The sequence below is a fragment of the Nocardioides sp. NPDC092400 genome, assembly GCF_040684155.1.
In the GTDB taxonomy this organism is placed as follows: Bacteria; Actinomycetota; Actinomycetes; order Propionibacteriales; family Nocardioidaceae; genus Nocardioides.
The window spans coordinates 936,381-951,079 of record NZ_JBFBFJ010000001.1; the positions used below are offsets into that span (position 1 = coordinate 936,381).

Here is a 14,699-nt window from a genome sequence, read left to right on the forward strand (position 1 = left end):
GCCTGGACGGCCCGTCGTGGGACGCCCGGACCCGGGACGCAGCGAGGCCCCGGACCGATCCGGTCCGGGGCCTCGCCGTGGTGCTGGGTGGTGCGGGTGGCCAGCCGATCAGGTCAGCCGACCTCGTCACCGTGCGACCAGGTGGTCACTCGGTCACTTGGTGCCCTCGACGGTGGAGGCGAACACGTTCTTGTTGTCGCCGTCGTAGGTGTAGATGCCGACGAACGCCGAGGACGGGTCGTTCTCGTCGTCGATCGGGCCGATGCCCGACGGGCCGGTGTAGCGGATCTCCGAGCCGTCCTCGAGGAGGGCGACGCAGTCGGCGAAGGAGGAGCACTCCTCGCCGTCGGTCCCGCCGGAGACGGCCGCGTAGTTCTCCTGGATGGTGGTCGGGTCGGTGGCGCCGCCCTTGACCGCCGCGAGGGCGCCCAGGATGGTGGCGTCGTAGGACTCGGCCGCGTAGGCGTAGTCCGTGAGCTCCTTGCCGTTGACCTGCTGGTTCCAGCCCTGCAGGAGCTGCTTGAAGTCGTCCGAGGCGTCGGCGCCGGGGATGGTGCCCTGGGCACCCTCCATGGTCCCCTTCGGGAAGTCCTTGGAGTAGTCCGCGGTGTTGCCGTCGGTCAGGTACGTCTTCGACATGTCCCAGCCCTGCGAGACGAGCTCGGGCACGATCGCCTTGGTCTCGTCGAACGCGAGGATGACGATCGCGTCGGGGTTGGTGGCGAGCACCGCGCTGACGTCGGAGGAGAACGTCGTCTGGCCGGCGGGGAACTCGTTGCCGTCACCCTTGCAGCCGTAGGTGCACTCGCCGCCGGAGGCCTCGACGGTCGACTGGACCGCGTTGCGCAGGCCGGTGCCGTAGGTGTCGCTGAAGACCAGGAAGCCGACGCGCGAGTAGCCGTCGCTGGAGATCAGGGTGCCGAGCGCCGAGCCCTGGATGCCGTCCGGCGGGGCGGTGCGGAAGTAGTACGGCGAGTAGCCGGACAGGTCGACCGCGGTGTTCGCGGGGGAGACCTGGACGATCTTGGCGTCGGTGAAGGTGTCGACCACGTTCAGCGAGACGCTGGAGGAGGCGGCGCCGACGACCAGCGACGGCTTGGCGTTCACCAGGCGGTCGGCGGAGGCGGTGCTGACCGCGAGGTCGGTGGTGTCACCGGAGTCGAGCACCTGGTGGCAGGCGTCCGCGCCGTTCACGCCGCCGGCGGCGTTGATCTCGGAGACGGCCAGGCCGACACCCGCGATCTCCGGCGGGCCGAGGTAGGCCAGGTTGCCGGTCAGCGGCAGGATGCCGCCCACCTTGTACGTGTCGGCGCTGGTGGTGCCGTTGCCGCACTTGTCGTTGGTGAACTCGCCGGTCGGCGCGGCGGTGTCCGAGGACTCCGAGGTGGAGGCGGACGGGCTGTCGCCGGCCTCCGGGGAACCCTCGTCCTCGGAGCCGCACGCAGCCAGGGCGAGGGACAGCACGGCGGTACCGGCCATCAGCTTCACCCAGGAGGCGGTGGTGGTGGAGCGATTCACGTGGTGAACCTTTCTGTCAGGTTGGTGCACTAACCGCAGGTTCCCGACCCCCGGGAAGGCCGGTCATGGCTCCGTCACCGTAGGACTGGTGGAGAGGCGGTGTGGCGAACGGCACCCTCTCGTCACCAAACCGTTACGTCAACGACGCCGGGCGGCGCGGCGGCCGGGATCCGGCGGACGAGCCGTCCCGCGCGTCACCGGGCGAGGGCGACGAGCTGGACCAGGAGCGGTGCCACGACCAGGGCCGGGAGCAGGTCGGCGACCGGGACCTCGCGGACCCGCAGCAGCCGGAGCGCGACGCCGACGAGCAGCAGCCCGCCGGTCGCCGTGACCGCCGCCAGGTGGGCGTCGGGGAGCACGCCGCCGAGGCCGACGCCGAGCAGGGTCAGTGACCCCTGCACGACGACGACCGTGAGGGACGCGGCGAGCACTCCCCACCCGAACGACGCGGCGAACGCGATGGCCGCGAACCCGTCGAGCGCGGACTTGAGGAACAGCTGGTCCGCGCCGTTCCCGAGGCCGTCGTTGAGCGACCCCAGGATCGTGAGGGGACCGGTGCAGAAGATGAGGGAGGAGATCACGAAGCCCTCGACGAAGCGCTGCTTCTCCGCCGACCCGCGGTCGCCGGCCAGCACGCGCTGCAGCCACCCGCCGAGCCGCTCGACCCGCTGCTCGAGACCGAGCAGCGAGCCGGTGATCCCGCCGACCAGAAGGGCGCCGAGGACGATCAGCATCGGGGCGCTGTCCCCGACCACGTCGGAGAGCTCGACGTCGAGGACGGCCATCGCCGAGGTGCCGGCGATGAGCAGGGTGACCAGCCCGAGGGCGTCGGTGACCACCTCGCGCGTGCGGACGGGGAGCCGGTTGCCCAGGAGCAGCCCCAGGAGGCCACCGGCGAGCACGGCGAGCACGTTGACCAGCGTTCCGACTCCGGGGACCACGGTTCTCCTCACACGGGTCTGACAAGACGGCGGTGGGAGCGTAGTCTCGCCCGAGCAGGTCGGGTCCTCGGGGACCGGACGCCGACCGGTTGGTTCCGTCAGTGGCCCGTGAGGGCCGGGGGAAGGCAGGGGCACCATGCACCGCTCAGTGGTGACGTTGAGGTGCGCCGAGCTCACGGACGCGCCGCTCCTGGCCGACGTGTGGGCGGACGCGATGCGCAGGGCCGACCGGAGCGAGCACGTCGCCGACCTCGAGCTGATCATCAAGGCCGCGGCCGAGTCGCCCGAGCAGCGCATCGTGGTGGCGGAGTTCGACGGCCACCCCGCCGGGGCCGTCCTCCTGCGCGTGACCACGCTGAGCCCGATCAACCTCGACCTCACCGTGCAGGCGCTCTCGCCGCACGTGCTGCCGCAGTACCGCCGCCACGGCGTCGGCCGGGCGCTGATGGAGGCGGCCGTCACCTTCGCCGAGGAGCAGGGCGTCGGCCACGTCGCGACGGCGGCGACCTCCGGGTCGCGGGACGCCAACCGCTTCATGGCCCGGCTCGGGCTCGGTCCGCAGGCGGTCCTGCGGGTGGCCACCACGCACGCCCTGCGCGCCCGGCTGACCGCGCTGCGGCCCGCGCACGAGCGCGGCGGCCGCCAGCTCACCCAGGTGCTGGCCGCCCGGCGCTCGCAGCGCCGCGCCCAGGCCGCGGGCTGACCCCCCGGGCCCGGCCGGCCCTCAGAACCCGACCCGCTCCTTGGGCACCAGCGCGCAGGTGATCCGGGACGTGCACACCCGCTTCCCGCGCTCGTCGGTGACCACGACCTCGTAGGACGCCGACGTGCGGCCGAGGTGGATCGGCGTCGCGGTCCCGGTGACGGTCCCCGATGTCGCCGAGCGGTGGTGGGTGGCGTTGATGTCGACGCCGACCGAGACGCGGTCGGGGTGCGCGTGCAGCGCCGAGCCGATCGAGCCGAGGGTCTCGGCGAGCACGACCGAGGCGCCGCCGTGGAGGAGGCCGTAGGGCTGCTGGTTGCCCTCGACCGGCATGGTCGCGACCACCCGGTCCGGGGATGCCTCGAGCAGCTCGATGCCCATCTTCTCGTTCAGCGTGCCCATGCCCTGCGGCATGGCGGCGATGTACTCCTCGACGTCCATGCCGGGCATTCTTGCCGACCCCGGGACTGTCGGCGACGGCGGATAGAGTCGACGGGTGCCCGACGCCGCGACCGATGCCGTGACCCCGCGACTGCTCCTGCTCGACGGCCACTCCCTGGCCTACCGGGCGTTCTTCGCGCTGCCGGTGGAGAACTTCTCCACGACCACGGGGCAGCACACCAATGCGGTGTACGGCTTCACCTCGATGCTCATCAACGTGCTGCGCGACGAGCAGCCGACCCACCTCGGCGTCGCCTTCGACGTCTCCCGCCAGACCTTCCGCATGGAGGAGTACTCCGAGTACAAGGCCAAGCGGGCCAAGACGCCCTCGGAGTTCGGCAGCCAGCTGCCGCTGATCGAGGAAGTCCTCGGCGCCCTGCGGGTCCCGTTCCTGAAGAAGGACGGGTACGAGGCCGACGACATCATCGCGACGCTGACCACCCAGGCGCTCGACGCGGGGATGGAGGTGCTGATCCTCACCGGCGACCGCGACGCGCTGCAGCTGGTCACCGACCGCTCCACCGTGCTCTACCCGATGCGGGGCGTCTCGGACCTGGCCCGGATGACCCCCGACGCGGTCGAGGCGAAGTACGGCGTGCCGCCGTACCGCTACCCCGAGATCGCCGCGATCGTGGGGGAGACCTCCGACAACCTCCCGGGCGTGCCCGGTGTGGGCGTCGGCTTCGCGGCCAAGTGGATCAACACCTACGACGGCCTCGACAACGTCATCACCCACGCCGACAAGATCACCGGCAAGAAGGGGGAGTCGCTGCGCGCGCACCTCGGCGATGTGATCCGCAACCGCCGCCTCAACGCGCTCGTGCGCGACCTCGACCTCGAGCTCGGCCCGCAGGACCTCCTCATCCGGCCGTGGGACCGGCAGGAGGTCCACACCCTCTTCGACGGGCTGGAGTTCCGCGTCCTGCGCGACCGGCTCTTCGAGACGCTGAGCTCGGAGGAGGAGATCGACGACTCCGGCTTCGACGTGGCGATGAGCCGGCTGGGCGCCGGCGAGCTCGCCGCCTGGCTGGCCGAGCACGCCTCCGGCGAGGACCGCGTCGGCGTGCACGTCGCCGGCCGCTGGGGCGCCGGGACGGGGGACGTCGACGCGCTGGCGCTGGCCACGGTCGAGGGGGCGGCGGCGTACGTCACCGCCGAGACGATGGACCCCGCCGACGAGGAGGCGCTGCGCTCCTGGCTGGCCGACCCTGCCCGGCGCAAGGTCCTCCACGACGCGAAGGGTCCGATCCTCGCGCTCGACGCGTGGGGCATGCCGCTGGCCGGCCTCACCCGCGACACCGCGCTCTCGGCGTACCTCGCCCGGCCCGACCAGCGCTCCTACGACCTCGCCGACCTCACCGTCCGCTACCTCAAGCGCGAGCTGCGCACCGGCGGCGCCGACGACGGCCAGCTGAGCCTCGACGGCATCACCGACGAGACGGCCGGGGAGGTCGAGATGCTGCACGCCCGTGCCGTGCTCGACCTCGCCGCCGCGCTCGACGAGGAGCTGGCCGACCGCGGCGGCACCCGGCTGCTCGAGGACATCGAGCTGCCGCTCGTCGACCTGCTGGCGACCATGGAGCGCACCGGCATCGCGGTGGACATCGAGCACCTGGAGGAGCTCGAGCGGCACTTCGCCGGCGAGGTGAAGCTCGCGGCCGAGGACGCCTTCGCGGTCATCGGCAAGGAGATCAACCTCGGGTCGCCCAAGCAGCTGCAGGTCGTGCTCTTCGACGAGCTCGACATGCCCAAGACCAAGCGGACCAAGACCGGCTACACCACCGACGCGGACGCCCTGCAGGCGCTGTACGTCAAGACCGAGCACCCGTTCCTGCTGCACCTGCTGCGGCACCGCGACGTCGCCCGGCTCCGCCAGACGATCGAGGGGCTGCTCAAGACGGTGGCCCCGGACGGCCGCATCCACACGACGTTCAACCAGACCATCGCCGCGACCGGCCGGCTCTCGAGCACCGACCCGAACCTGCAGAACATCCCGATCCGCACCGAGGAGGGCCGCCGGATCCGCGAGGCGTTCGTCGTCGGCCCGGGCCACGAGTCGCTGATGACGGCCGACTACAGCCAGGTCGAGATGCGGATCATGGCGCACCTCTCCGAGGACGCCCTGCTCATCGACGCCTTCCGCTCCGGCCACGACTTCCACTCCGTGACCGCCGCCCGGGTCTTCGACGTGCCCGCCGAGGAGGTGGGGCCCGAGCAGCGCGCGAAGATCAAGGCGATGAACTACGGCCTGGCCTACGGGCTCTCGGCCTACGGCCTGAGCCAGCAGCTGACCATCGAGCCCGCCGAGGCCCGGGTGCTGATGGACGAGTACTTCGAGACCTTCGGCGGGATCCGCGACTACCTCGGCGGGGTGGTCGACGAGGCCCGGCGCACCGGTTACACCGAGACGATCTACGGCCGTCGGCGCTACCTGCCCGACCTGACCAGTGACAACCGCCAGCGGCGGGAGATGGCCGAGCGGATGGCGCTGAACGCCCCCATCCAGGGCTCTGCTGCGGACCTGATCAAGATCGCGATGCTGAACGTCGACCGCGCCGTCCGCGAGGCCGGGCTGCGCTCGCGGATGCTGTTGCAGGTCCACGACGAGCTCGTCCTCGAGGTCGCCGAGGGGGAGCGCGAGGCGCTGGAGGAGCTGGTGCGTCGCGAGATGGCCGGCGCCGCCGAGCTCGCGGTGCCGCTCGACGTGTCGGTGGGCACCGGCCGCAGCTGGCACGAGGCCGCGCACTGACCCGGGCCCCCGGTCCGGCCCGGGACCGGCCACCCATCCGCCTGCGCGCCGGCACCGAAGCACCAGAGGTGTCCACGCACCGGGAGATCCGCGGGGGAGATCCCGACGGGGACGCCGGAGCGCGGCCCGCCTCGTCCACCCCGTGCCCGAGGCGGGCCGCCCCGGCCCGGCGGGACCGCCGGCCGCACCGACCCCGATGACCACCCCAGGAGGCGATCGACGATGAGCAGCGCCGAGGCGGCGTCCGACCTGCACGCGGTGATCGGGGACGCGCCGGCGGCCGTGCTGGTCGTCGACCTGGCCCGGGGTGCCGTCGTGCACGCCAACGACGTGGCCCAGCAGCTCGCCCCGGCGCTGCGGCTGCCGGTCGCCCTCGACCGGTGGTCCGACGCGGCGCGGCTCCGCGACCCGGCGGGGACCGAGCTGTCGGACTCCGAGCACCCGCTCACCCGGCTGCTGCGCTCCGAGCCGGTGCCCGGGCAGCGCGTGTCCGCCGAGCGGCGCAGCGAGCTGGGTGCGTCCCGCGAGCCGCTGTGGGTGGTGGGCCTGCCCATGACCGGCGCGCCGATGCTGGACGACCACGCGCTCGTGGTGTTCCTCCCGGTGCGCGAGCGGCACGCGACCGCTGCGGTCGAGGCGTTCGCCGACCAGGACGCCCGCGTGCGCGACCGGGCGGTGCTGGCCACGGGGCTGTCCTTCACGGTGGCCGACGCCTCCGACCCCGACCTGCCACTGATCTGGGTCAACCCCGCCTTCACCGCGACGTCTGGCTACGAGTTCGGGGAGGCGGTCGGCCGCAACTGCCGCTTCCTCCAGGGGCCCGACACCGACCGCGCGGAGGTCCGCCGGGTCCGGACCGCCTTGGAGGCGGGGGAGGCGGTCACCGCGACCCTCCTCAACTACCGCAAGGACGGGCTGGCCTTCTGGAACCAGGTGACGATGTCGCCGATCCTCGACGACTCCGGCACCGTCACCCACTTCGTCGGCGTGCAGAGCGACGTCAGCGGTCGGATCGAGTCCGACCGGCAGCGGGACGCGGCCCTGGCGGCCGAGCAGCGCGCGCGGACGCGGGCCGAGGAGAGCCAGGCCCGCCTCCGGCTGCTGGCCGGGGCCAGCGAGTCGCTCAGCGGCGAGCTCGACATCGACGAGGCGCGGACGCGGCTGCTGCAGCTGCTCGTGCCGGCGCTCGCCGACATGGCGGTGTTCGTCCACGTCGACGAGAACGGCGCGGTGACCGACCACCGAGCGGTCCACCGCGACCCCGACCGGTCGGAGGCGCTGGGCCGGGTCGCCGCCCGCGTGCCCGACGTCGTACCGCCCCAGGGCCTCGTGGTCGCGCTCCTCGACGGCCGGCCCTACCGACAGCTGGACGCCTTCCCGCCGGAGGTCGCCGGCGACCTCGACGTCGGGTCCGCCCTCGCCGTCGCCCTCCCGGGCCGGCTCGGCGTGCGGGACCTCGTGCTGCTGGGCCGCACCGCCGACCGCTCGCCGTTCACCGCGGACGACGCGGACGTCGCGGTCGACCTCGGCCGCCGAGCGGGCCTGATTCTGGACAACCTGCGGCTCTACGCCGCGCAGCGGCTGATCGCCCAGACGCTGCAGCGCAGCCTGCTCCCGCAGCTGCCCGAGCTGACCGGTGTGGGCATCGAGGCGCGGTACCTGCCCGGCGCCGACGGGGCGGAGGTCGGTGGCGACTTCTACGAGGTCGTGGAGCTGCCGGCCGGCGACCCGACCGGCGACGCGGCGCCGGACGGCCGCACCCCCTTCGGGCTCGCGGTCGGCGACGTGGCCGGGCACGACGTGTACGCCGCCGCCGCGATGGGCCAGCTCAAGGGGGTCCTGCGGGCGACCGCGACCTCGCAGCGCCTGATGCCGGCGGCGGTCCTGGAGCACGTCGACGAGCTGCTGCCCGCCCTCAACGTGACCTCTCCGCTGGCGACGATGCTCTTCGCGCACTTCGAGCCGCTCGCGGGCGGCTCGTGGCAGCTGACCGTCTCCAGCGCCGGGCACCCGCCCCTGGTCGTGCGCCACCCCGACGGCCGCGCCGAGCTCCTGGACCCCGACCGGGCGCGCGGACCCATCCTCGGCTTCGACATCGTCACCCGCGGCGAGGTCAGCGTGGTGCTGGAGCCAGGGACGACGGTGGTGGCCTACACCGACGGCCTGGTCGAGCGGCGCGGGGAGCCGCTGGACGTCGGCTTCGAGCGGCTGCGCGTGGCGGTCGCCGCCGGACCAGGCGTGCGGACCGACCAGGTCATCGAGGCGCTCGCCGACCCCCGTGAGGACGTCGGGGGCAGCGACGACGTCGTGCTGGTGGCGGTCCACCTGCTCGGCTGAGCCGCTGACCGCGGGACACGGGAGGGCCCGGCGGCGTCAGATGGGGTGAGGACCCATCGAGGAGGACCATGCCCGACGCCAGCAGGGCCGCCCGCGAGGCGGAGTTCACCGCCTTCGCCCGCTCCTGCATGCCCCAGCTGCACCGGACGGCGTGGCTGCTCTGCGGTGACCGGCACCGGGCCGAGGACCTGGTGCAGGAGACGCTCACCAAGGTCTACGCCCGGTGGGGCGGCGCCATCGCCAGCCCGGCGGCGTACGCCCAGACGACGCTGACCCGCACCTGGATCAGCCAGCAGCGGCGGCGCAGCACGCACGAGCGCCCGGTGGCGGCGGTCCCCGAGGCGCAGGCCGCCCGCGCCGCCCGCCCTGCCGGCACCGACGGGGACCTGCGGCTGACGCTGCTCGCCGCGCTCGACCGGCTCGAGCCGCTCGACCGCGCGGTGGTCGTCCTGCGCTACCTCGACGACGCCTCCACCGAGGAGGTCGCGCGGCTGCTGGGCCTCACCGGCGGCGCCGTCCGCAAGCGGCTGATGCGGGCGCTGCGCCGGCTGCGCGAGCACCTCGACCTGCCGTTCACCGACCTGATCGCCGAAGGGACCCCCTGATGCCCGAGACCGAGCTGACCGACCTGCTGCGCCGCGAGGCCGACGAGCACCCGCTCGACCGCGGCTCGAGCGAGCGGATCCTGCGCGACGCCCTCGCCGCGGGCGCCCGGCGACGACGTGGTCGCCGGCTGGCCGTCGGCGCCTGCGCCGCCGCGGCGGCCACCGTGGTGGTCGGGTCCGGGCTGGCCCTGGGTGACCGCGACGGCGGTACGACGGCGCGCGACCCGGCCGCGAGCACCGGCACCGGACCGGTGGAGACCGTCGGCCCGGGGCCGGCCGACCCCGAGCCGACGTACGCCGAGGGGTCGGCGACCGAGGTGCCCGGTGGGCCGGTGGTCGCCACGGACCGCCGGATCGCCGACGAGCGCGTGCTGGCGGCGGTCGCCCGGGACCTGCTGCCGCCGGACGGGGTCGTCGCCGACCTGCGGGTCGAGCAGACGGCGACGTCGATCGTCTCCCACCGCGCCGACCGCACCCGGGAGGGGCGCCTCGTCTCCTTCACCCTCGACGGTGCCGGGGCGTCGGTGACGCTGCAGCGCTGGGACGGCTACGCGGCCGTGGGCGTCGCCTCCCTGCCGGGGCCGGGGGAGGAGGAGCCCGAGAGGAAGGCGGCCACCACCGCGCGCGAGGCCTGTGCCGGTGCCTACCGCTCGTTCCCGCCGATCGAGTGCACGCCGACCGACGGCGGGTGGTACTCCCAGATGCGCCCGAGCCAGGGCGCGGCGATGCCGGACACCTACCAGGAGCTGCTCGTCGCGCTCTACACCGACGACGGCTACGTCGTGGTCGTCGACTCCTACAACACCTCCGCGGAGAAGAGTGGCGAGCTGGTGGCCGACCAGCCCGTGCTCGACCCCCAGCAGTCGCTGGCGATCGCCGGCAGCCCGCGGTGGTTCGTGACCGGGCAGGGCCGGCGCTAGGCCGGCGCTAGGCCGTGGCGTCGGCCGGCTCGCGGTCGGCGGCCGCGGGCCGGCCGACCAGGGCGACGGTGACCAGGACGACGAACAGCGCGGCGTCGAGCGCCAGGACGAGCGCGACCAGGCCGTCGACGGAGTGCACGAAGGGCGCGCTGCACAGCAGGGCGACCAGCGTCGCCCAGATGGCGAGGATCGCCCGCCACTGCTGGCGCGCCAGCGCGGAGTAGAGCAGCAGCTGGATCATCGAGAGCAGGGTGCCGACCAGCGCGAAGAGCCAGAGCAGGTCCTTGACCTCCTCGAAGTCCGAGCCTCCGACGAAGACCAGCGCGAGGTCCGGCAGCAGCAGGGTGCCGCCCATCCCGCACAGGCCCAGCGCGAGCGCCACGAGCAGCGCCTTGACCAGCGTGCTGCTGTCGGCGCCGCGGGTGGCCATCGAGGGAAAGGCGATGACGGAGACGAACTGCGGCAGGAACAGGATCGCCTTGACCAGGATCAGCCCGCCGGCGTAGAGCCCGGCGGTGTGGTCGTCGAGCACCGCGCGGGCGAGCAGGATGTCGGCGTTGGAGAGGGCGAAGAACGCGAGCAGCGCCTGGCTGCTGCCGGCGACCTCGCGGATCAGCTCGACCGCCGACACGTCGGAGGACCCCGCGTCGGTGCGCGGCCGCCGCAGCGCGACGTACCCGATGAGCACGGGCAGCCAGGCGCCGATCGCCACGCCGAGGACGGCGGCGAACTCGGTGCGCCACACCAGCAGGAAGCCGACGCCGGCCGCGACGCGACCCACGCCCTGGGCGAGGTAGACGAGCGCGAGCGGCGCCCACCGGCGCTCGCCCTGGAGCACGCCGGCCTGGCCGCCCATGATCGTGAGCGGAGCCGCGGTGATCGCGACCAGCGCGGCGGTCGGCAGGCTGCCCAGCCGAAGCACGGCGTCGAGCACGGGCGCCAGCGCCAGCAGCGCCAGGGACAGCACGAGCGCGCTGCGGTAGCTGACCTTGAGCACCACGCGCTCGACCGCGACCACCGACTCCGGCTGAGCCGAGATCCGGCGCGCCCCGGTGGCCTGCAGGCCCAGGGACAGCACGTTCACGACGAGCAGGACGCCCATGATCGCGGAGAAGGCGCCGAAGTCGCTGGGGCCGACCAGGTGGGCGACGAGCACGGTGTAGCCGTACGTCGCGACGTTCATGACGGCCATCGCGACCGCGATCGCCGCGCCGCTCCTCAGCAGCGCGCGGAAGCCCCCGGCGGTCTCGGACACGCGGGGAAGCCTAAGGGGAGCGGTGCCGCGCCCGACGGCGGATGGTTGGATCACCGCGTGTCCGACTGGCGAGGGTGGGTGCCGCGCGCTTGGTCGCTCGCGCTGGCGCTGCTCCTCCTCGGGCCCGCGCTCGCGCCGGGCTACGTCCTGTCCTACGACATGGTGTGGGTGCCGGACCTCGCGGTGCGCCCCGACGTGTGGGGCGTCGGCTCGGGCCTCCCTCGGGCGGTGCCCTCGGACGCCGTGGTCGCGCTGCTCGACGAGGTCGTCCCCGGCGCGCGGCTGCAGGAGCTCGTCCTGCTCGGCGCGCTGGTCGCCGGCGGGCTGGGCGTGCGCCGGCTGCTGCCGGGGGTGCCGCTGCCCGCCCAGCTGGTGGCGATGACTGTCTACCAGTGGAACCCCTACGTCGCCGAGCGGCTGCTCATCGGGCACTGGCCGGTGCTGGTGGGGTACGGCGTGCTGCCGTGGGTCCTGGTCGCGGGCCGCCGGTGGCGCGAGACCGGCGTGGTGCCCGCGTCGCTGCTGGTGCTCGCGCCGCTGGGCTGCCTCAGCGCCAGTGCCGGCCTGGCCACGGCGGTCGCGCTGGTCGCGGTCGCGGTCGGCGGGCGACGTACGGCGCCGGTGGTGCTGCTCGCGCTCGTCGCGAACCTCCCGTGGCTGGTGACCGGCGCGCTGCACGCCGCCGACGCCCGCACCGACGGCACGGGGGCCGACGTCTTCGCCCTCGGGCCGGACGGCGTGCTGCCGCCCCCGCTGGCCGCCCTGGCCCTCGGGGGTACCTGGAACGCCGAGGTGGTGCTGCCGTCCCGGGACGGCGCCCTGGCCTGGCTCGGCCTGCTCCTGCTCGTCGCGCTCGCGGCTGCCGGGGCGCGGGGGTGGCTGGCCCGCACCGAGCGCCGCGACGCCGTCGCGCTGCTGGTGTGCTGGACGGTCGGGCTGGTGCTCGCGCTGGCGACGTGGGTGGTCCCCGGGGTCGTCGCCTGGCTCGCCGAGCACGTGCCCGGGGCCGGCCTGGTGCGCGACGGGTCCCGGCTCCTCGTGCTGTGCGCCCCGCTCGTGGCCGTGCTGGCCGGCTCCGGCGCGGCGGCCCTGCTGCGCCGGGTCCCGGACCCCACCCCGCGGCTGGTGCTGGCCGGCGCGCTCGCGGTGCTGCCGGTCACCCTCCTGCCCGACGCCGCGCTGGGCCTGTCCGGGCGGCTGGAGCCGACCACCTACCCCGCGTCGTACGCCGCGGCGCGCGACGCCGTGGACGCCGCCGGGCCCGGGGACGTGCTCGCGCTGCCGCTGTCGAGCTACCGGCAGCCGTCGTGGAACCACGACCGGAAGGTGCTCGACCCGCTCGGGCGGCACCTGACCAGGGACGTGGTCGCCAGCGACGAGCTGGTCGTCTCGGACCGCACGGTCGCGGGGGAGGACCCGCGCGTGCGCCGGGCCGCCGCCGCGCTGGCGGCCGCGTCGCCGGGCGAGCGGGCGGAGCGGCTCGCCGCGATGGGGGTGGGCTTCGTGGTGGTCGACCGGCTCGCGCCGGGCGAGGCGCCGGACGTCGCCGGCCGGGTGCTGCTGGACAGCGAGGAGCTGCTCGTCGTCGCCCTCGCCGACGTGGTCGAGCGGTCGGTGCCGACCTCGTGGGTGGTCGCCGCCGGGGCCGCGTGGGGCCTCTGGGGGGCCTGCGCCGTGCTCGCGGGGTGCCTCGCCCTGCACCGCCGGGCACCGCGCACCCGGCGTGACCGGACCGCGACGTGACCGATGTCTCGGAAATGCGGCGCTCGCGAGCCGGCGCTGTTACGGTTCGGGCCGGACCTAGGGAGGGGTTTTCATCGTGGGAAGCATCCTGAGCACCATCGGCAGCCTGGCCATCGGCGGCATCGTCGCCTCGGCCACCATCGTCGGTGTCGTGTCGTCGCAGACCAGCCCCAGCGGCGAGTCGCCGGCGAACGTCAACCAGCCGGTCATCCAGTACGGCTCCGAGGGCTGAGCCCCCGGCGGCGCGTCACCCGCGCCGCCACCCCCGGCGTCTCGCCGGGAGGACCTCCTCCGGGACCTCCGGGTCCTGCGTGTCGACCAGCGTCCCGCTGAGCGCCGCCTGCACGACCAGCGCGAACGACTGCTGGGCGTGCTGCCAGGTGTAGGCCTGGCTCATCTCCCGCGCGCCCTTCCCCAGCCGCTCGCGCTCCGCGGCGTCCCGCAGCAGCAGGCCGATGGCGGCCGTCAGCTCCTCGGGGGTCTCGACCAGCAGGCCCGACCGGTGGTCCGCGATCGACTCCTGCGTGCCGCCGGCCGAGCGGTAGGCCACCGCGGGCGTGCGGTGCATGCCGGCCTCGCCGATCACCAGGCCCCAGCCCTCCTTGAGCGAGGGCAGCGCGAGGACCCACGCCCGCTCGTAGACCTCGTGCTTGCGCTCCTCGTCGACGTGGCCCTCGAACACCACCGCCTCGCCGGCGCCGCGGCTCGCGGCGTACTCGCGGAGCTCGGCCTCCCACCAGCCGTCGCCGACGACGTGGAGCCGCAGGTCCGGGTGCTCGGCGCGCAGTGCCAGGACCGCGTCGATCGCGTGCTCGACCTGCTTGTGGGGCACGAGGCGTCCGACCACCGCCACCACGGGGGTCGGTGCCTTGCCGGGGTCGACCGGCACGACGGGATCGGTGCCGTTGTGCACGACGGCCACCCGCGGACCCCGCACCCCGAGCCGGCGCAGCTCGGCGCGGGTGGCCCGGGAGACCGCGACGTACTGGCAGCGGCGGTAGAGCCACGGCGCGAGGCTGCGCTCGATCCACCACCCGACGCGTGCGGTCAGCCCGCTGTAGACGACCGGCCACTGCTCGCGGTGCACGTGGTGGACGAGCACGACGACCGGCTTGCGGGTGACCAGGCGGCTGAAGAACGGCAGCCCGTTCTGGACGTCGACGACGAGGTCGACCTCGCCGGAGCCGCCCCGGGCGAGCTCGCCGCCGGCCAGCGCGCGCATGCCGGCGGGGTAGACCGAGAGCTTCGAGCCACGCCGGACGAAGCGGATGCCGTCGACGACCTCCTCCGGCGGCGCGGCGGCGTGCGCCGCGCAGAAGATGGTCACCCGGGCGCCGCGGGCGACCAGTCCGGCGGCCATCTTCTCCAGGTACCGCTCGGCGCCACCACCCTCGGGGTTGCGGGTGTCGCGCCAGCTGAGGAAGGCGACGTGCTTGCCCCGCAGCGGTTCCAGGGCGCCGTCGGCACCGGTTGTTCGGTCTCCCACC

The 14,699-nt window shown here is 74.3% G+C and carries 12 protein-coding genes; 7 read left to right on the top strand and 5 right to left on the bottom strand.

Annotated elements, in window-relative coordinates:
- Positions 1-153: 153 nt before the first annotated feature.
- On the bottom strand, positions 154-1,518 hold the full coding sequence (locus AB0N29_RS04635; RefSeq protein WP_302270842.1) for an ABC transporter substrate-binding protein: 1,365 nt from the start codon (positions 1,516-1,518) through the stop codon (positions 154-156).
- 194 nt (positions 1,519-1,712) lie between these two features.
- The gene (locus AB0N29_RS04640) at positions 1,713-2,459 is read right to left on the bottom strand and encodes a DUF554 domain-containing protein (RefSeq protein WP_302270843.1); all 747 of its coding nucleotides are present in this window, start codon (positions 2,457-2,459) and stop codon (positions 1,713-1,715) included.
- Positions 2,460-2,610: 151 nt separating this feature from the next.
- On the opposite strand from AB0N29_RS04640, the gene AB0N29_RS04645 reads away from it, so the two are divergent.
- Positions 2,611-3,162 (top strand): GNAT family N-acetyltransferase, encoded by a 552-nt coding sequence (locus AB0N29_RS04645; RefSeq protein ID WP_364864473.1) that lies wholly within the window; start codon positions 2,611-2,613, stop codon positions 3,160-3,162.
- Between the two features lie 21 nt (positions 3,163-3,183).
- Here the strand turns inward: AB0N29_RS04645 and AB0N29_RS04650 are convergent, their stop codons facing one another.
- Positions 3,184-3,603 (bottom strand): hotdog fold thioesterase, encoded by a 420-nt coding sequence (locus AB0N29_RS04650; RefSeq protein WP_302270846.1) that lies wholly within the window; start codon positions 3,601-3,603, stop codon positions 3,184-3,186.
- Between the two features lie 55 nt (positions 3,604-3,658).
- Between AB0N29_RS04650 and polA the strand changes: the two genes are divergently transcribed.
- The 4 genes from polA (at position 3,659) to AB0N29_RS04670 (ending at position 10,214) form a co-directional block, all read left to right on the top strand.
- Positions 3,659-6,352 (top strand): DNA polymerase I, encoded by a 2,694-nt coding sequence (polA, locus tag AB0N29_RS04655; RefSeq protein WP_302270848.1) that lies wholly within the window; start codon positions 3,659-3,661, stop codon positions 6,350-6,352.
- Positions 6,353-6,574: 222 nt separating this feature from the next.
- On the top strand, positions 6,575-8,689 hold the full coding sequence (locus AB0N29_RS04660) for a SpoIIE family protein phosphatase (RefSeq protein WP_364864476.1): 2,115 nt from the start codon (positions 6,575-6,577) through the stop codon (positions 8,687-8,689).
- Positions 8,690-8,757: 68 nt separating this feature from the next.
- Positions 8,758-9,294, top strand: a complete 537-nt coding sequence (locus AB0N29_RS04665) for a SigE family RNA polymerase sigma factor (RefSeq protein ID WP_364864478.1) — start codon at positions 8,758-8,760, stop codon at positions 9,292-9,294.
- Positions 9,294-10,214 (top strand): hypothetical protein, encoded by a 921-nt coding sequence (locus AB0N29_RS04670; protein ID WP_364864480.1) that lies wholly within the window; start codon positions 9,294-9,296, stop codon positions 10,212-10,214. The genes AB0N29_RS04665 and AB0N29_RS04670 overlap by 1 nt, the downstream gene beginning before the upstream one ends.
- A 7-nt stretch (positions 10,215-10,221) precedes the next feature.
- Here AB0N29_RS04670 and AB0N29_RS04675 read toward each other — a convergent pair whose 3' ends face one another.
- The gene (locus AB0N29_RS04675; protein ID WP_302270852.1) at positions 10,222-11,469 is read right to left on the bottom strand and encodes an oligosaccharide flippase family protein; all 1,248 of its coding nucleotides are present in this window, start codon (positions 11,467-11,469) and stop codon (positions 10,222-10,224) included.
- 57 nt (positions 11,470-11,526) lie between these two features.
- Here AB0N29_RS04675 and AB0N29_RS04680 point away from each other — a divergent pair, with 57 nt between their 5' ends.
- Together AB0N29_RS04680 and AB0N29_RS04685 are read left to right on the top strand one after the other, a co-directional pair.
- Entirely contained in the window at positions 11,527-13,212 is a 1,686-nt protein-coding gene (locus tag AB0N29_RS04680; RefSeq protein WP_364864483.1) for a hypothetical protein, read from the top strand.
- 76 nt (positions 13,213-13,288) lie between these two features.
- Entirely contained in the window at positions 13,289-13,444 is a 156-nt protein-coding gene (locus tag AB0N29_RS04685) for a hypothetical protein (protein WP_302270854.1), read from the top strand.
- 15 nt (positions 13,445-13,459) lie between these two features.
- On the opposite strand, the gene AB0N29_RS04690 is transcribed toward AB0N29_RS04685, so the two are convergent.
- On the bottom strand, positions 13,460-14,698 hold the full coding sequence (locus AB0N29_RS04690; RefSeq protein WP_302270855.1) for a glycosyltransferase family 4 protein: 1,239 nt from the start codon (positions 14,696-14,698) through the stop codon (positions 13,460-13,462).
- Between the last annotated feature and the right edge of the window lies 1 nt (position 14,699).